The sequence below is a fragment of the Stenotrophomonas sp. CASM101 genome (assembly GCF_049384845.1).
GTDB classification, from domain to species: domain Bacteria; phylum Pseudomonadota; class Gammaproteobacteria; order Xanthomonadales; family Xanthomonadaceae; genus Stenotrophomonas; species Stenotrophomonas hibiscicola.
Genome location: NZ_JBMRFR010000011.1, coordinates 50744 through 68153, shown reverse-complemented (window position 1 = coordinate 68153; position 17410 = coordinate 50744). Strand labels below are relative to the sequence as shown.

16 protein-coding genes are annotated in these 17410 nt (G+C 67.0%); 9 read left to right on the top strand and 7 right to left on the bottom strand.

Annotation, left to right across the window (positions count from 1 at the left end):
• Window positions 1–148: 148 nt before the first annotated feature.
• Window positions 149–1522, bottom strand: coding sequence for a D-serine/D-alanine/glycine transporter (gene cycA, locus VG543_RS15090; protein ID WP_021204435.1), 1374 nt, complete (start codon window positions 1520–1522; stop codon window positions 149–151).
• Window positions 1523–1751: 229 nt separating this feature from the next.
• Between cycA and VG543_RS15085 the strand changes: the two genes are divergently transcribed.
• Window positions 1752–3368: an EAL domain-containing protein gene (locus tag VG543_RS15085; RefSeq protein WP_019660889.1), complete on the top strand. Its 1617-nt coding sequence runs from the start codon at window positions 1752–1754 to the stop codon at window positions 3366–3368.
• A gap of 346 nt (window positions 3369–3714) precedes the next feature.
• On the opposite strand, the gene VG543_RS15080 is transcribed toward VG543_RS15085, so the two are convergent.
• Both VG543_RS15080 and VG543_RS15075 read right to left on the bottom strand, forming a co-directional pair.
• A complete protein-coding gene (locus VG543_RS15080; protein WP_423178672.1) occupies window positions 3715–4899 on the bottom strand; it encodes an MFS transporter in 1185 nt (394 codons plus the stop codon).
• The gene (locus tag VG543_RS15075; RefSeq protein WP_423178673.1) at window positions 4896–6074 is read right to left on the bottom strand and encodes a serine hydrolase domain-containing protein; all 1179 of its coding nucleotides are present in this window, start codon (window positions 6072–6074) and stop codon (window positions 4896–4898) included. Before VG543_RS15075 ends, VG543_RS15080 begins: the two co-directional genes overlap by 4 nt.
• 227 nt (window positions 6075–6301) lie before the next feature.
• On the opposite strand from VG543_RS15075, the gene VG543_RS15070 reads away from it, so the two are divergent.
• Together VG543_RS15070 and VG543_RS15065 are read left to right on the top strand one after the other, a co-directional pair.
• A complete protein-coding gene (locus VG543_RS15070) occupies window positions 6302–7201 on the top strand; it encodes a LysR substrate-binding domain-containing protein (RefSeq protein ID WP_171953353.1) in 900 nt (299 codons plus the stop codon).
• A gap of 264 nt (window positions 7202–7465) precedes the next feature.
• Complete coding sequence (locus tag VG543_RS15065) at window positions 7466–9073, top strand: ATP-binding cassette domain-containing protein (RefSeq protein WP_423178674.1); 1608 nt, start codon at window positions 7466–7468, stop codon at window positions 9071–9073.
• Window positions 9074–9248: 175 nt separating this feature from the next.
• Here the strand turns inward: VG543_RS15065 and VG543_RS15060 are convergent, their stop codons facing one another.
• Window positions 9249–10574, bottom strand: a complete 1326-nt coding sequence (locus tag VG543_RS15060) for a GTP-binding protein (protein ID WP_423178675.1) — start codon at window positions 10572–10574, stop codon at window positions 9249–9251.
• A gap of 69 nt (window positions 10575–10643) precedes the next feature.
• Between VG543_RS15060 and VG543_RS15055 the strand changes: the two genes are divergently transcribed.
• Entirely contained in the window at window positions 10644–11018 is a 375-nt protein-coding gene (locus VG543_RS15055; protein ID WP_423178676.1) for a MerC family mercury resistance protein, read from the top strand.
• Between the two features lie 95 nt (window positions 11019–11113).
• Here the strand turns inward: VG543_RS15055 and VG543_RS15050 are convergent, their stop codons facing one another.
• Complete coding sequence (locus VG543_RS15050; protein WP_111098371.1) at window positions 11114–11398, bottom strand: metal/formaldehyde-sensitive transcriptional repressor; 285 nt, start codon at window positions 11396–11398, stop codon at window positions 11114–11116.
• Window positions 11399–11446: 48 nt separating this feature from the next.
• Here VG543_RS15050 and dmeF point away from each other — a divergent pair, with 48 nt between their 5' ends.
• The 4 genes from dmeF to VG543_RS15030 all read left to right on the top strand — a co-directional run bounded on the left by dmeF (window position 11447) and on the right by VG543_RS15030 (window position 14845).
• Window positions 11447–12421, top strand: coding sequence for a CDF family Co(II)/Ni(II) efflux transporter DmeF (gene dmeF / locus VG543_RS15045; RefSeq protein ID WP_329846710.1), 975 nt, complete (start codon window positions 11447–11449; stop codon window positions 12419–12421).
• 176 nt (window positions 12422–12597) lie between these two features.
• Complete coding sequence (locus VG543_RS15040; RefSeq protein WP_021204446.1) at window positions 12598–13014, top strand: hypothetical protein; 417 nt, start codon at window positions 12598–12600, stop codon at window positions 13012–13014.
• Between the two features lie 127 nt (window positions 13015–13141).
• Window positions 13142–13816, top strand: coding sequence for a hypothetical protein (locus VG543_RS15035; RefSeq protein WP_134731146.1), 675 nt, complete (start codon window positions 13142–13144; stop codon window positions 13814–13816).
• A gap of 186 nt (window positions 13817–14002) precedes the next feature.
• Entirely contained in the window at window positions 14003–14845 is an 843-nt protein-coding gene (locus VG543_RS15030; protein WP_058980880.1) for a class I SAM-dependent methyltransferase, read from the top strand.
• A 3-nt stretch (window positions 14846–14848) separates the two neighbouring features.
• Here VG543_RS15030 and VG543_RS15025 read toward each other — a convergent pair whose 3' ends face one another.
• Together VG543_RS15025 and VG543_RS15020 are read right to left on the bottom strand one after the other, a co-directional pair.
• The gene (locus VG543_RS15025; protein ID WP_227852463.1) at window positions 14849–15817 is read right to left on the bottom strand and encodes a polysaccharide deacetylase family protein; all 969 of its coding nucleotides are present in this window, start codon (window positions 15815–15817) and stop codon (window positions 14849–14851) included.
• Window positions 15818–15887: 70 nt separating this feature from the next.
• A complete protein-coding gene (locus VG543_RS15020; protein ID WP_423178677.1) occupies window positions 15888–16538 on the bottom strand; it encodes a hypothetical protein in 651 nt (216 codons plus the stop codon).
• 133 nt (window positions 16539–16671) lie between these two features.
• Between VG543_RS15020 and VG543_RS15015 the strand changes: the two genes are divergently transcribed.
• Window positions 16672–17352 carry a hypothetical protein gene (locus VG543_RS15015; protein ID WP_423178678.1) on the top strand — a complete coding sequence of 227 codons (681 nt, stop codon included), beginning with the start codon at window positions 16672–16674 and terminating at the stop codon, window positions 17350–17352.
• Window positions 17353–17410 lie beyond the last annotated feature (58 nt).

Below are 17410 nucleotides of genomic sequence, written 5' to 3'. Positions count from 1 at the left end.
CCCGCAGCGGTAGAGTCGACTGTCAGTCGACTATCGCGCGCAGCGCAGGGTTTTCCGGAAGCCCATGGAAGAGCAGTCGACTAACAGTCGACTCTACCGATTTCCGACGTTCTCGATTTCCGGCGTTGCCGAAACCCCGCATTCCCGGTCATTTCACCGTTCTGAGACGCACCCGGTACCCCACGCCCAGCAGCACGAACCACACCGGGCTGGCGATCAGCGCCTGGCGGGTGTCAGCCTGCAGGCTCAGCAGCACCAGCACCGCGGCGAAGAACACCAGGCAGGCCCAGCACATGGCGACGCCGCCGGGCATCTTGAAGATCGACGCAGCGTGGCGTTCCGGGTAGCGGCGGCGATAGGCCATGTAGGCCACCAGGATCAGCGACCACACGAAGATGAACAGCACCGTCGCCAGCGTGGTCACCAGGGTGAAAGCAGTCACCAGGTTCGGAATCAGGTAGATCAGCAGCGTGCCACCCAGCAGGCACAGGCACGAGAACAGCAAGCCACGGGCAGGCACGGCAGCGCGCGACAACTTCGACAGCCCCCGCGGTGCGTGGCCTTCCTCGGCAAGGCCGTACAGCATGCGACTGGTGGAGAAGATGCCGCTGTTGGCCGAGGACGTGGCCGAAGTCAGCACCACGAAGTTGATCAGGCTGGCGGCGGCAGGAATGCCGGCCAGCACGAACAGCTGCACGAACGGGCTCTTGTCCGGCACCACCTGGCGCCACGGGGTGACGGCCATGATCGCAATCAGTGCCAGCACGTAGAAGATGATGATGCGTACCGGAATCGAGTTGATCGCCTTGGGCAGGTTGCGCTCGGGGTCGGCGGTCTCGGCGGCGGTGGTGCCGACCAGCTCGATGCCGACGAAGGCGAACACCGCAATCTGGAAACCGGCGAAGAAGCCGACCAGGCCCATCGGGAACAGGCCGCCGTCATTCCACAGGTTCGACAGCGACGCGGTGTGGCCACTGGGCGAGGTGAAGCCCCAGGCCACCAGCCCGGCGCCGGTGATGATCAGCGCGCAGATCGCCACGATCTTGATCAGCGCAAACCAGAACTCCATCTCGCCGAACAGCTTCACGGTCACCAGGTTCAGTGCCAGCAACAGCAGCACGCAGGCCAGCGCCGGTATCCACGCATCCAGCCCGGGGAACCAGAACTGCGCATAGGCGGCAATGGCGATCACATCGGCGATGGCGGTCACGATCCAGCAGAACCAGTATGTCCATCCACAGAAGAACCCGGCCCATGGGCCGAGCAGATCCGTGGAGAAATCGATGAAGGACTTGTACTGCAGATTCGACAGCAGCAGCTCGCCCATCGCGCGCATCACGAAGAACAGCATCGCGCCGATGATCAGGTAGACGAAGACGATGGAGGGTCCGGCCAGGCTGATGGTCTTGCCCGAGCCCATGAACAGGCCGGTGCCGATGGCACCGCCGATGGCGATCAGTTGCAGGTGGCGGTTGGAAAGGCTGCGGCGCAGGTGCTCGGGGGGCGTTGCGGGCTCGGTCATGGGCGCGGGCAAGAGGGCGGCGAAGCGTTCGACGGTAGTCCTCCAGCGCCCGGAGCGCCAGCATCGGACGGGTCAATCACGTCAAACTTGGCCGCTTTCATCACAATGTGACCGAATACCGGATTGATCCCATTCCGCCCGGCCCTGCGCCATGCTCAGATAGCCGTTCCTGCCCAAGGATCGGCCCGCCCATGTGCCCTGCCCTGCCCACCCCGCTGGAGCCCCGGCCATGAGCCGGCTGCGCGTGATCATCGGTGGCACCGCGCTGGCGATTCTGGCCGCGGCCGTGCCGATCGCGGTGATGGCCTATGCCACCTGGGACCGGGCCGTCAGTGTCGAGCAGCAGCGCCTGCGCGATATCGCCGGTCGTACCCTGCGCCGCGCCGACCAGTCCTACCGGGAAGCACTGGCGGCGCTGCAGTCGGCCGAGGCCGGCGCCCAGGACGCCTGCGGGCCGGACCATATCCGGCGCATGCAGACGCTGGTGATGACCTCGCCGTCGGTTGACCAGATGGGCTACTTCGAGGGTGGCAAGCTGCGCTGCACGTCGTGGGGGCCGTTTCTGTCCGACGTGAACCAGCCCAGGGCCGACCACGTCACCAGTGATGGCGCCGGCATTGCCGTGGATGTGCGCCCCGAGGCAAGCGGACGGCGCCAGGTGCTGTCGATCCTGTATGGCAACTACGACGTCCTGGTCGATCCGCGCCGGTTTGTCGATGTCATCGCCGACCCGAACGTGCGCCTTGCCCTGGCCAGCCCGGATGGCCGCCTCCTGGCCAGGCAGAGCGGCATGGATCCCGCGTTGCTGGAGACCCTGCTGCGTGCGCCCGAGGAAGGCCTGGACCACAACACCCTGTACGCCACCGCCCGCAATGAAGAGTGGCTGGCGATCGCAACCACGCCGCGTACCGCGCTGGCTGCAACCTTCCGCCAGCAGGCGTGGCTGTTCGTGCCGATCGGTGTTCTGCTGGCCGCTGCCGGTGCCGGCCTGGTGGTGTGGCTGTCGCGTCGCCGCCTGTCCCTGCGCGGCGAACTGGCCACGGCGATCCGCCGCCGCGAGCTGTACCTGCACTACCAGCCGATCATCGAGCTGGATACCGGCATCTGCGTCGGCGCCGAGGCCCTGGTGCGCTGGCAGCGCCCGGATGGCACGCAGGTACGGCCGGACCTGTTCATTCCGCTGGCCGAAGAGGCCGGCATGATCGGCGCGATCACCGATCTGGTGATCGAGAACGTCGTGCGCGACATGCGCGATCTGTTGGTCGCCGACCGCAGCGCACACATCGCGATCAACCTGGCCGCCGAAGACATCAGCAGCGGCCGTGCGCTGAAGATGATCTCCAAGCACATGACCGGCAGCGGCATCCTGCCGCAGCAGATCTGGATGGAAGCCACCGAGCGCGGCTTCCTCGATCTGGACCGCGCCCGCACGATGCTGGCGCAGGCACGTCGCGCCGGCCACAGCGTGGCCATCGATGATTTCGGAGTCGGCTTCTCCAGCCTGCAGTACCTGGAGCAGCTGCCGCTGGACGCGCTGAAGATCGACAAGTCGTTCATCGATGCGATCGACACCGAGAGCGCGACGAGCCCGGTGACGCCGCACATCATCGACATGGCCAAGGAGCTGGGCCTGTGGGTGGTGGCCGAGGGCGTGGAGACCGAGGCGCAGTTGGCATATCTGCATGCGCGCAAGGTCGAGTTCGCGCAGGGCTGGCTGTTCTCGCGGCCGCTGCCACGGGACGAGTTCGTGGTGTTCCACCACAAGCGGCAGCAGCGCTATGGCGCGGCGCGGGAGCACATGCAGAATCCGCGCAGTGTGCCGATCGAGCGTGAGGGCGTGGAGTAAGGCGGCGAACGGCGGAGCCCCTCGTGGTGGGTCGCGCCCGGCGAATCTATCAGTTGGGGCCGGGGGGGGGGGGGGTGGGGCGGGGGGGGGGGGCCCGCGCAGGGGGCGCTGCAAGTACGTCCATGTAAGCTCGGTCGCCGCATCCATGCGGCTCACGCCCCTGCGCAACCCACCCACCCGGCCACGGACACATTGCGGCGGCGTCCTGCCACGTAATCAACAGAAGAAAGCAAAAGCAAAAGCAAACGCGGGTCGCTGCGCTCGGTGGATCCACGCCATGCGTGGATGGCGTGGACCACGGTAGTGGCGGCCGCTGGCCGGCACCTCCGTAACGTTTGACCCGGGCCTACGCCCAGGCCTTCGGCCGTGCCAGCAACCACGCCACGCTCACCGCCAGCAGCAGCAACGGCAGCCATCCCAACTGGTTCGGGCCGCCCGCCTGCAGCAGCACACCCCCTGCAACGCCACCGGCAGCAATGGCCAGGTTCCAGCCGGTCACCAGCATCGACTGCGCCAGATCTGCGGCGGCACCGGCACGCCGCGCCAATGCGGTCTGGAACAACGTAGGTACCGCGCCAAAGGCAACGCCCCACAGGATCGTCGCCAGCAGCAGCGCGATCGCGTCGCCCGGCCACAGCAGCAGCGCGAGCACCGGCACGATGAAGCCGATCACGGCCGCCCACACCAGCGTGCGCAGGTGGCGATCCACACCCCAGCCAGCGATACCGATACCGGCAATGGCCGCCAGCCCGAAGGCCAGCAGCAGGCGGTCCAGCCACGGGCCGGCCCCCGCCTCCACCGCCAGCGGTTCGATGTAGGTGTAGAGCACGTTGTGCGCCAGCACGTACAGCACCATTACCGCCAGCGCGCTGCGCACGCCGGGCATGCGCCACACCGCCGCCAGCGAGGTGCGCCGGCCGGCTGCCGCCGCCGGCAGCGCGGGCAGAGCCCAGCGTGCGTAGGCAAGCAGCACCACGGCCAGCACGCTCATCAGGGCGAATGTCCAGCGCCAGCCGAGCTGCTGCCCCAGCAACGTGCCCGCCGGTACGCCCAGCGACAGCGCCAACGGCGATCCGACCATCGCCACCGCAATTGCCCGGCCCTGCAGCGAGGGCACCACCATGCGCGCCGCATAGCCGGCCACCAGCGACCACAACAGGCCACCACTCACCCCGGCCAGGAAACGTGCGGCCAGGATCAGTGGATAGCTGCTGCTCACTGCGGTCAGCGTATTGACCACCACGAAGCCGGCAATGGCGGCCAGCAACAAGGCGCGTCGCGGCAGGCGCTGGGTCAACGCAGTCATCGGCAATGCGGCCATCACCGAGCCCAGTGCGTACACGCTGACGAGCTGGCCCACCGCCGCATCGCTCACGCCCAGGCCTTCGCCCATCGGCCGCAGGACGCCCGCCGGCAGGGTCTCGGTCAGCAGGGTGATGAAACCGCCGCCGGCCAGCGCCAGCAGCCCCGCCCACGGCAGGCGCGTGGCTTCACCGGCCGGGCCAGCCGCATCGATGGCATGGCCGCTCATCGGGCGGCCTCCAGATCGGCGTAGACCGCATCACGCAGCTCATCGACGAAGGCGCCATCCATGCCTTCGTACAGGGTGTTGGTCAGCGCCACCACGCTGAGCCCACGCGCAGGATCGACAAACCAGCTGTGCCCGTAGGCGCCGCCCCAACGCCATGTGCCTGCGCTCTGCGGCGTACCGCTGGCGGCCGCATCGCGCAGCACCGCAAAGCCAAGGCCGAAGCCCCAGCCGGCCGGTTCCGGCGGCCCCTGTTCGCCCACCTGCGGGCTGGCCATCTCCGCCACCAGTGCCGGCGGCAACAGGCCTGAACGCGGCACATCACGCAAGGCCTCCAGCACCGCCATCACTTCATCGGCGCTACCGACCAGGCCTGCCCCGGCCGAAGGGAAACGGCTGGCATCGGTGGCGCGCGCGAGGCTGTACTCGATACCGACAGTACCCTCGAACGGAGCGACCACCTCGCCTTCGCGCAGGCGGTGCGGCTGCGGTGTGTCGCTCACATAGGGCGTGGCCAGCCGTGCTGCGTTGCGCGCAGCGAAGGCGGTGTCACGCAGGCCCAGGGGTGCGGCCAGCAAGCGCTCCAACAGTGCCTGCAGGGATTCACCGGTCGCTGCTTCAGCCACGGCACCGGCAACGTCCACGCCCAGCGAGTACAGCCAGTGGCTGCCCGGCGCGAACAGCAGCGGTGCCTGCGCGATGCGGCGCACGTTCTCGGCCAGCGAGAGCGGGTTCGCGTCCAGGCCATCGCTGACCCCGGCGCGCGCATAGGGGGCGTCCACATCGGCTTCGAGGAAGCGGTAGCCCAGCCCGCTGCTGTGGCTGAGCAGCTGGCGCAGGCTGATCGGCGGCGCAGTGCCATCGGCCAACGCCGGGCGGAAATCCGGCAGCCAGCGCTGTACCGATGTGTCCAGGTCGAGCACACCCTCGGCCACCAGGCGCAGGATCACCGTGCTCAGCAGCGGCTTGCTCACCGACGCCAGCCGGAACAGCTGGTCGCGCTGCATCGGCGTGACCGATTCACGATCGGCCAGCCCGGTCGCGCTGGCATGGCGCAGTACGCCGTGCTCGCGCACCAGCACCACCGCGCCGACCAGGCGCTGCGGGTGGACCTGCTTCAGCAGCCGCTGCACCGAAGGAAGTGTCGGCGCAGGTTCGAAGGAAGGAGCGGCATTCATCGCGGTGATCCGTGGGGGAGAGGCCGCCACGTTAGGCAGCGGGTGGCCGCGCAAAAAGCCGGTTGCCGCTCCGGGCATCATGGACCGTCCAGTCCGCAATCGGCATGATTGCCGGAACTGCATGGCCGCAACCGTCCCCACGCCACCGCGCATCACAGTGTTGCGATGGCGGTGCCGCCCGCTACGTTCACGCAACCTACCCTGCCGCTTTCATTGCCCGCACGCCCATGTCAGTCCTGGACAACCTCGCCAACCTGCAGACCTTCGTGCACGCGGCCGACACCCGCAGCTTCGTCGAGACCGGACGCCTGCAGGGTATTTCCGCCTCGGCAGCAGGCAAGTGCGTGGCACGGCTGGAGCACGCGCTGGGCGTACGGCTGTTCCATCGCAGCACGCGCAGCATCACCCTCACCGCCGAGGGCCAGCTGTTCCTGGCGCGTTGCCGGCGCATCCTCGACGAGCGCGATGCCGCACGCACCGAGCTGGCACAACCGCACGCCTCGCCCCGTGGCACCCTGCGCATCAGCCTGCCCCTGGTTGGCGACCTCACCCTGCCGTTGATGGCCGAGTTCATGGCGGCGTACCCGGATATCCGCCTGGACCTGGACTTCAGTGACCGCCTGGTTGATGTCATCGAGGAGGGCTTCGATGCGGTGTTGCGCGTCGGCGAACCCAGCGACTCACGCATGAACGCACGGCGCCTGGGTGTATTCCCGCGCCGCGTCGTTGCCTCGCCGGGCTACCTGCAGCGCTGCGGCGTTCCGCGCACGCCGGCAGGCTTGATGCAGCACACGCTGCTGCACTATCGCTTCCCCACCACCGGCAAGCTGGAACCGTGGCCGATCCACTGGCCCGACGATGAAACGCCGCAGGAGCTTCCGGTGCACATGGTGGCCAACACCATCGAAGCGCGGGTAGCGCTCGCACTGCGCGATATCGGCCTGGCCTTCGTGCCGGTGCACTCGGTGCGCGATGCCCTGGCCGACGGCCGCCTGGTCACGGTGCTGGACGAACACGTGCATTCCTGCGGCACCTTCCATCTGCTGTGGCCGTCGGGCCGACACGTACTGCCGAAGCTGCGGGTGTTCATCGACTTCGTCAGCGACCGCCTGGGTACCGTGCCGTAGATCCACGCCATGCGTGGATGCGTCTCGCGGCGAGAGGAAGCCGAGCATCGGCTCGGCTCTACAGAACCGCCCGACCATCGGTAGCGCCGGGCCATGCCCGGCGGCCGCACACCTGACCATTCAGCCACTGCCGCTATACTGGCCGCTCATTCCTCCAAGAGGCTCGCGACCAATGCGCCATTGATGCCGCCGTCTTCCCACCAGACGGCCTGACTCTTCCCGCCCCCTGCGCGCAGGGGAGAACCCGGCATCCATGGAGGTCGCATGACCCCGCATTCCCTCACGCTCGATCGCGTGTCGTATCGATTGGCCGACGGCCGCCTGCTGTTTTCCGATCTGACGTTTTCCTTCGAACCGGTTGCTACCGGCCTGGTCGGTGCCAATGGCGCCGGCAAGAGTGTGCTGGCACGCCTGCTGGCTGGCCGGCTGCTGCCCGACAGCGGCCAGGTACGCGGCAGTGGCCGGGTGTTCCTGTTGCCGACGCCCGGTTATCCACCCGCCGGCACGGTTGGTGAGCTGGCCGGCGTCGGCGCGGAACTGGCCGCGTTGCAACGCATCGAGGCCGGCAGCGTGGATGAGGCCGACTTCGCCTGCATCGGCGACCGCTGGGATCTGCGCGAATGCCTGCAGCAGCAATGGCAGATGCTCGGGCTGCCCGATGACCTCGACTCCGCCCAGCCTGCCGCGCGTCTCAGCGGTGGCCAGGCGATGCAGGTGGCGCTGTCCGGTGCCTGGGCCAGCGGTGCCGATTGGCTGATCCTGGACGAACCCAGCAACCACCTCGATGCACGCCATCGCCAACAGCTGTACGAGCAGTTGCAGCAGTGGCGCGGCGGCCTGCTGGCGGTCAGTCATGATCGCGAGCTGCTTGGGCACATGCAGCAGATCGTCGAGCTCGATGGGCGCGGGCTGCATCGTTACGGCGGACCGTGGCAGCACTACGCCGATGCGCGCGCCGCCGAGCGCGAAGCTGCCGCCGCCCAGCTCGACCATGCGCGCGCCCAGCACCGGCAGCAGCAACGCAGCGCGCGCGAACAGCACGAACGGCAACAACAACGCCAGGCGCGTGGCAATCGCGATGCGAAGCAGGCCAACCAGGCCCCCATCCTGCTCGGCCGGCAGAAGCAGCGCGCCGAGGCCAGCCACGGCCGCGCGCAGCTGGTACAGGCCGAACGCCTGCAGGCCAGCGCAGAGCAGCTGCGCGCAGCGGCATCGGCGGTGCATGTGGCGCCGGAGCTGGCGCTGTTTGCCGTCGCAGGCGAACGTGGCAGCACGCGTCTGCTGCAGGCCGAATCCCTGGTGCTGCCGCATGGCTGCAGTGCGCCGCTGCAGCTGGAGATCCGCCGCGGGCAACGCATCGCCGTGGTCGGCGACAACGGTGCGGGAAAATCCACCCTGCTGCGCGTGCTGGCCGGCCAGTTGCCTGCGCGCAGCGGCATCGTGCAACGGCATGCGCCCCTGGCCCTGCTCGACCAGCAGCTGCTGGGGCTGTCCGGCGAGCGCAGCATCCTCGACACCATGCAGGCCGCCAACCCGCGCGCGGCCCCCGGCGAACTGCGCACACGGCTGGCCCTGCTCGGGCTGGACGCGCAGCGCATCCAGCGGCAAGCCAGCAGCCTCAGCGATGGCGAACGGGTGAAAGGCGCGCTGGCCAGCGTGCTGTATGCCGATCCCGCACCGCAGCTGTTGCTGCTGGACGAGCCGGGCAATGCGCTGGATCTGAGCGCATTGCAGGCGTTGGAAGAATTGCTTGCGGCGTGGCCGGGCGCACTGGTGATGGTCAGCCACGACCGGCACCTGCTGCAGGCATTGCGACCGACGCAGGTGCTGCGAATCACCGCCGACGCCTGGCAATGGCGCGACGCCTTGTAGATCCACGCCATGCGTGGGTTCGATTCTGTAGAGCCGAGCCCACGCTCGGCTGACGCATCACGCATGGCGTGGATCCACTGCAATTGCAGCCGAGCGTGGGCTCGGCTCTACAAGGCGGGCAAAGACCGGTTGAACCGCCATCCACGCATGGCGTGAATCTACTGGAGCCGTTCGCTCACCGCTTCCACACCGGGAACGCCTGCGGCAACTGCTGCCACAGCAACGGCCCCGCACGCAGTTCCTGATCGTTGAGCAGGCACGCGTCCAGCTCCGCTCGCACCGCGCGCTCATCCATGTGCACGCCGATCACCACCAGCTCCTGGCGGCGATCCCCCCACAACGGATGCCACAGGCGCTGCATCGCCGAATGCGCGGCCGCATCCGGGAAGTCCTCCGGCCCCGGCAACGGTGCGCTCCAGCAATCGGCCTGCTGCCGTGCCCAGCCGAGGTCGCTGTACGGCAGCGGCGTGGGCGGCAGCAATGGCGCGGTGTCCTCCAGCCCAGCGCGCACGCGATCACGCGCGGCGTACCAGAACCCCGCCGCCTGCGTGCGCGTCGCTGCGCCCACGGTGTTCAGTTCGCCCACCCAGTCCATGCGGTTGGCCAGCCAGAACCAGCCCTTGCTGCGGATCACGCCAGGCATGCCCGACTGCAGCGCGCGGGCGAATCGCACGGGGTGGAACGGACGTCGCGAGCGATAGACAAAGCTGCCGATGCCGTACTCCTCGGTTTCCGGCGTGTGCTCGCCACGCAGTTCCCTCACCCAGCCCGGCGCACGTTGCGCACGCTCGTAGTCGAAGCGGCCGGTGTCCAGCAGCTCGGCCAGTGGCACGTCACCGAAGCGGGACAGCAGCAGCTTCGCGTCGCGGTTCAGGCCGCGCAGCACGGCCAGCGTGTCCTGCAGCAAGTCATCTTCCGTCTGATCGACCTTGCTGACCACGATCACATCGGCGAATTCGACCTGCTCGCACAACAGGTCGACCACGCCGCGATCGTCGTCCGGCCCGGCCTGCTGGCCACGCTCGGCCAGGCGCAGCGTCGAGCCGAAGTCGGCGAGGAACGCGCTGCCATCCACCACCGTCACCATCGTGTCCAGTCGCGCGACGTCACTCAGGCTGAAGCCATGCTCGTCGCGTACGGCGAAGGTGGCTGCCACCGGCATCGGCTCGCCGATGCCGGTCGACTCGATCAGCAGGTAGTCGTAGCGGCCGGCGTCGGCCAGGCGCCGCACTTCCCGCAGCAGGTCATCGCGCAGCGTGCAGCAAATGCAGCCATTGCTGAATTCCACCAGCGTCTCCTCGGTGCGGCGCAGTTCGGCCCCACCCTCGCGCACCAGCTGCGCGTCGATGTTGACCTCGCTCATGTCGTTGACGATGACCGCCACACGCAGGCCCGCGCGGTTGCGCAGGATCTGGTTGAGCAGGGTGGTCTTGCCGGCCCCCAGGAAGCCGGACAGCACGGTGACCGGAAGGCGACGGTCGGCGCGGGAAACAGTGTTCATGTCGGAGCGGGTTGGCTGCGGAACGAAAATGTTACTGTATAACATCTGTCGCGCAAGGAGCCTCCCCCGATGAAGTCGCCGTCTGCCGCCCTGCTCGATGCCGGCGCTGTCGCCCTGTCCAGCCTGTGCCTGCTGCACTGCCTGGCGCTGCCGCTGCTGGCCGCCGCGTTGCCGCTGTTCGGCGCGTGGGCCGAGGCGGAATGGGTGCACTTGCTGTTCGTGGCCATCGCCCTGCCGCTGACCGGCTACGCGCTGTGGCGGGCCGAGCGTCGCCGTCGCCTCCCCGTGCTGGCCTGGGCCACCGCCGGCGCCGGGCTCGGCCTGCTGCTGGCCGGCGCGCTTGCGCTGCCCTCGCACGACTGGGAAACACCGATGACGGTCACCGTCAGCCTGCTGCTGGCCGCCACGCACATCTGGAACGCGCGGCACCGCCACGGGGGGTAGAGTCGACTGTTAGTCGACTATCGCGCGAAGCGCGGGATCTCATGACGCCTGAGCGAAGAGCAGTCGACTAACAGTCGACTCTACCCGCCCTCGGCCTATTTGCCGTAGCGGCGCAGCAGCTCAACCAGCACCTCGGCCTCGGCCGCCCGCTGCTGCGGGTCTTCGGCGCCCACCACGTGTTCCTGCAGGTGCTCGTGCAGCAGCTCCATCAGCAGGCTGTGGGCGGCACCGCGCACGGCGGCGACCTGCACCAGCACGTCCGCGCAGTCGCCGGCTTTACCCTCGGGCTGGTCCAGCGCCTGCTCCAACGCCGCCACCTGGCCCGCGATGCGGCGCACCCGGGTCAGCAGCTGCTTACGATTTTTGTGTACGTGCGCCATGGCGGGATCATATACCCTATGGGGGTATCCACTCCAGCTCCCGCCCCCATGCACTTGGACGCCCTCGCCGCCGCCCGTCGCCACGAACACCGCTTCGACGACGGCAACCCGCTGGCCGAACGCAATACCCGCCGCGCCCTGTGGCTCACCGTCAGCATGATGGTCGTGGAGATCGTCGGCGGCTGGTGGTTCAACTCCATGGCCGTGCTCGCCGACGGCTGGCACATGAGTTCGCATGCGCTGGCGCTCGGGCTCTCGGTGTTTGCGTACCGCTGCGCACGCCGCTACGCGCACGACCCGCGCTTCGCCTTCGGCACCTGGAAGATCGAGATTCTGGCCGGCTATACCAGCGCCATCGCTCTGCTCGGCGTGGCCGCGTTGATGGCCGTGCAGTCGCTGGAGCGGCTGTGGGTACCGGCGCCGATCCACTACAACGAAGCCATCGCCATCGCTGCGGTAGGCCTGGGCGTGAACCTGCTCTGTGCATGGTGGCTGCACGACAGCCCGGGCCACGCGCATCACCACCACGGGCATGACCATGGCCATCATCACGGGCATGACCACGAACACCACGATCACGGCCATGCGCACGGTCACGACCTCAACCTGCGCTCGGCCTATGTGCACGTGCTGGCCGACGCCGCCACCTCGGTGCTGGCCATCATCGCCCTGCTCGGCGGCAAGCTGCTGGGCCTGACCTGGCTGGACCCGGTGATGGGCCTGGTCGGCGCCGTGCTGGTCACGGTGTGGGCGGTGGGCCTGCTGCGCGACAGCGGCCGCATCCTGCTCGACGCGCAGATGGACGCTCCGGTGGTGGCCGAAGTACGCGAAGTGATCGAACAGGGCCCGTGGCCGGCGCGCCTGGCCGACCTGCACGTCTGGCAGGTCGGTCGCGGCAAGTACGCGGTCAGCGCCAGCGTGGTCACCAGCGACGCCACGCTGGATGCCGATACCCTGCACAACGCGCTGGCGATCCATGAAGAGCTGGTGCACGTAACGGTGGAGATCCACCGCAGCGCATGATCCACGCGGGTAGTGCCGGCCCCCCAACCCACAGCGATCCCCAGCCAACTGGCCATGCCGCACCACGGTGCCTTGCCCTGCGCCATCCGAAAACCCCTTTGTTCTTGCCGAATTTCTGTACGGGCGACGCCCGAGTGCCGCCTACACTAGCCGCACCTGCCCTGTAGGGACATCCCATGCGCATGCTCCGCCTGCTGCTGCCCGGTGCCGTCCTGCTGCTCACCGCCTGCAGTGGCGATGCCGGGCTTCCTTTCAGCGCCGATCCGTTGCAGGGCTGCTTCGCCACCGGCGCGCGCAAACCGGCCGACTTCCGCATCGACAGGGAAGGCGGCCAGTACTTCGTCTCCTTCAGCCGCGGCGACCAGTGGCAACGCGAGCCGAATGCCCTGCACAAGGCCACCCGCAGCGAGATCAGCCGCTACTTCCGCGATGACGCCGAGCAGATCGACAGCGCGTTGATCCGCATGGCGGGCGGCTTCGGCATCTTCCACTTCAACAAGGACGCGACGTTGAACGGCAAGGCCAGCGATAGTGACTACATGGCGTTGATGCTGATCGGTGCTGGGCCGGTGTATGCGGTGAAGTGCGATTGAGCGATGGATCAACATTCAAACTAGTAAGAAAAGTTTGAAATCTGGTCAAGTACGGTGCGGGTCACAATCTGAAAACTGAACATTGTTGAGCCTAGTGTCTCCGCAACCGAAGAACGGAGACTCGCAGATGAGTAATCGCACACTGATCCTGTGTCTGGCAATCGCCACGGCCTCGCCTGCATTCGCAGAAACACCATTGAGTGTCGACAGAACGGAGCTCAGCGCCAAAGGAGAGATCATCATTGTTCGCCGTACAACTTGGCCAGACTTCGATGGAGGGCAGATTCAAGTTGATCAGCATCTGAAGCCTGATGGTTTTGGACGACTGATCTATCGATACAGCGATCAGTCGGAGGCGACTAAGCTCTACCACCAAGCTTTCTGCGCTTCCATGGATATGGAACCATCTCAAGGGGAGGGGACGATTGAAGGGCCGGCAGCAGGCTGGGCATGCACTCGTGAAAACACCCCAGGGAATCCAACCTCAAAATGGAGTTCGAAGAGTATTGACTGGGTTACGGCAACTGCGCCGAATGGACGTGTTCCTGTGGGCGTGTCCTATTATTCAACAGGCCAGATGAATGCAGAGAGCTCCGTTGCCGGAGCCCGAACAGCTAAGATTGGTATTGACAACGGCAGATGCTATTTTAGCGATACACGTCATTATTCATCCCCCTTCTATCTCAGCGAGGGAATTGGCGTCGTCTGCACCATAATGGAGTCACGATTCGTGAGCACCTCGCTGGACGTGTGCATACCAAGGCAATGCGCATCCAATCGCGGAACTCAGTTCGCTCAGTAGGCAACTGATCTTAGGCGGCGTTCAGCCTTTCACTGAAGGCCGCGTCGCGGCATCCCGTCATACTGAGATTAGTTGCACATGCCCCATAGACCGTTGTTTTCAACGACCATGGTCATAAATCACTCTTTCAGCCCATCATGCGCCCTGCGGTACCATGCCCTCCCCCGAAACGCCCCGGTACCCGCCGTGCCCCATTACTTCGGCCCCCTGCTGACCCGCGACAGCGCTGACACCCTGCGCCGTGCCCATGACAAGGGCGCTGCTGAATGGCAGGGCTCGCTCGACCTCGGCCGCAGCCAGGACAGCGTGGTGCTGGATGCCGACGGCTTCCACTTCCGGGGCCAGCCCTACCCGTGGCCGGGCAAGCTGAAGGACCGCACGCTGTACTACTGGGATGGCGAGGACTTCGCGCCGATCTCGCGCTACAGCGGCTCGCTGATCAAGCTGGTGCCGACCGAATGGGGCGCACCGACCTTCGAGATCGACGGCATCAAGATGCTGCCGACCTCGAAGCTGTCGCCGTTCGAGGATGCGCGCCGCAAGGTGGAGCTGGTCGCGCCGGCCGGCAAGGTCATCCTCGATACCTGCGGTGGCCTGGGCTACTTCGCCGCCTGCGCGCTGGAGGCCGGTGTCGGCCAGATCCGCTCGTTCGAGAAGAACGCCGATGTGATGTGGCTGCGCACGCTCAACCCGTGGTCGCCGGATCCAGACTCGGCTGCCGCCGGTGGCCGCCTGCAGTTCAGCCACGGTGACGTCTCGCAGCAGATCGAACAGGTGGCCAGCAACAGTGTCGATGCGATCCTGCACGACCCACCGCGCTTCGGCATCGCCGGCGAGCTGTACTCCCAGGTGTTCTATGACCACCTCGCCCGCGTCATCCGCAAGGGCGGCCGCCTGTTCCATTACACCGGCGCGCCGAACAAGCTGACCAGCGGCCGCGACGTGCCGCGTGAAGTGGCCAAGCGCCTGGAAAAGGCGGGTTTCAAGGCCGAACTGGCGCTGGACGGCGTGCTGGCCGTCAAGCGCTGAGCGTCACTCCGAGTCGACCTTGGCCAGCTTCATCACCCACGCCGGCACCTCGGGTTCTCCGGCGTAGAAGTCCTTCGGCTTGCTCTGCGCCATCGCCCAGCGGTGCAGCCAGCTCGGGCCATAGCGGCCGTTGTAGCCCTCGGCACCACGCGCGTAGGCCGGGTCACGCATCGCCTCGTCCAATGAAATGAAGCGATAGCCGCGACGCTTCGTGGCCGCGACCAGTTCGGCAAAGGTCGCCGCGTTGAGCTCATTGGCGTGCATCAGCCACACCTGCGGCAGCGCGTACCCAAGTAGCGCCTGCGACTGCTTCTCGTAATAGTCCAGCTTGTTCAGCATGTACGGCACGTAGCCCTTGCGCAGCTGCGCCAGCGTCGCCGCGCGCGCGGGCGAATCCGCCTGCTCGTTCATCACGTTGGCATAGGCGAACGCCCACACCCACTCGCCGTTGTCCACCGTCACCGGCGCCACGCGGTAGCCAAGCTGCTTGAAGAACACGTCCATTTCCGCGCGGTCTTCCGGCGTGCGCCCCGCACGCAGATAGGGGTGACGCATCCACTGCGGCTTCAGCCCGCGCTCGGCCAGCAACGGCCGCAGCACCGTCTCGCCACGCAGGAAATCCCGCTGGAACGCAGGCACGCCCTTGGCGTTCAGGTCCATGTGCGAGTAGGTGTGATTGCCCAGCATGTAGCCGGCGTCCAGCCAGTCGCGCAGCATCTGCACCCGCGCCGGCTGCATCTGCCCGTCGATCTCAAGCTTGTTCTCGTTGACGAAGCCGACCACCGGCACGCCTGCCTCGCGCAGCTGGTCCATCAGCGCTTCATGCCGCGCCTGCAGGTCCGGCGGAACGATCTCATCCACCCGCGCCCAGGGCAGGTCGTCGATGGTCACCGCAATCCGGCGATCTACTTCAGCGGCGTGTACCGCCAACGAACAGAGCAGTAGCGGTACAGCGCGAAGCAACCAACGCATCAGCACTTCCTTGCAGGGGCGAAGTACGGACTTTAGCGTGATTGAGAACGCCTGCTCGGGCATGCAGCTGCTATGGGCTGGGCGACTGCACCTCCCGCTCGCGCACGATCGCCCGCCACAACATGAATCCTGCAGCCATCGCCATCAGCATCACTGCGACCAGCACCAGGGCCAGATCATCGGGATTGCCCAGCAGCGGGGCATGCTCGTGGGTGAGGATCTCGAACACCGCCTCCTGCGCCTGTGCCAGCGGCAAACTGCCCAGTTCCATCAGGCAGGTTGTCGGCGCCAGCTTGGCCACACTGGTCCATGCCATGTCGTACAGATGCAATGCCCGCACCGCCAGCACCAGTAACGCGCCATGCAGCATCATCAAGACCCGGTTGGCCCGCCGCAGCCGTCCGGACAACCGCCCCAGCCGATAGACGCTGATCGACATCGCGCCCAGCAGCGCCAGCACCACGCCCGCCATCGGAATCCACTGCAACGGTTGCCACGGTGCAAGCGCAGTGGATCGCGCCAGCAGCTGTTCGGCCACCTGTATGCGTGCGGCCGCGTCGGGCCCACCGCATGCGTCATCCACCGGCTCCAGCAGCAGTCCCACACGGTAGTGGAAGAAGCCGGCTGCAAGGCCTACCGCCAGCAACGCCACTACCTGCAGCGCCAGCAGGATCGGGCCGGGACCACAGATGCGACAGAAGCGGGCAGCGGCAGAGACCATCGGTTCATCCATGACAACAAAGGACCATCCTAACCAAGCATCCTGTGCCTGTCGGCTGGCGTATACGACAACCACCGCGTGGTCCCGGTAGGATGTAGACGAGCATGGATGGTCGTCTGTAGAGGTGTTGTGGATGGTCACGCTGTATCTGTGGGTGCGAACCCTGCTCCCGCTGCTGGCGTTCGTGATCGCGTGGATGCTGCTCTCGCGCCTGATCCAGGCCCGCGTGGCGCGCCTTCCGCGCGTTCCCTTGAACCTGCCTGAGCACAGCAGCAGCCCGCGCAGGAAGGACCGGCGTATCTACGCGCGCAAGCTGCGGCGCAGACCGGGGCTGCGCAACGCGACTCGACCGGCCACCGCGCCGCGCAGCTGGATCCTGGCGGCGGTATTCGTTTCGCTGTGCGTATTGATCGCCGCCGTGCTGGCCGTACCAGATGGCGCGCGCTTCCAGGTCATGGTCGAGAGCCTCACCGGCTACCCAGCCACGATTGCTGAGGTACATGTTCCCGCTGCCGGGCAGCCCCTCGTGCTGCAGGCGTGGCAGCCCGCACTGGCGCAGCTGTCACGGCCGGTAACAATGCGCTACCCGATCGGGCGCACCGGCGGCCAGCAGGACGCGCACGCCACGCTTCCGGTACAAGTGAGGCATCAGGGAGATCGGCTGCAGGTAGCTACGGCCATGTCGGTGGATGCCGAGCTGCTGCGTGCGGAGCTTGCACGCCTGGCTGGGGTACCAGTTGAGGCCATCACCGTCCGCCAGAACAAGATCGCGCCCTGGATGGAACCCGGCTGGAAGCCGCTGGCCAAGCTGTAGAGCCGAGCCCACGCTCGGCTGCTTTTGCCGTAGATCCACGCCATGCGTGGATGGATGC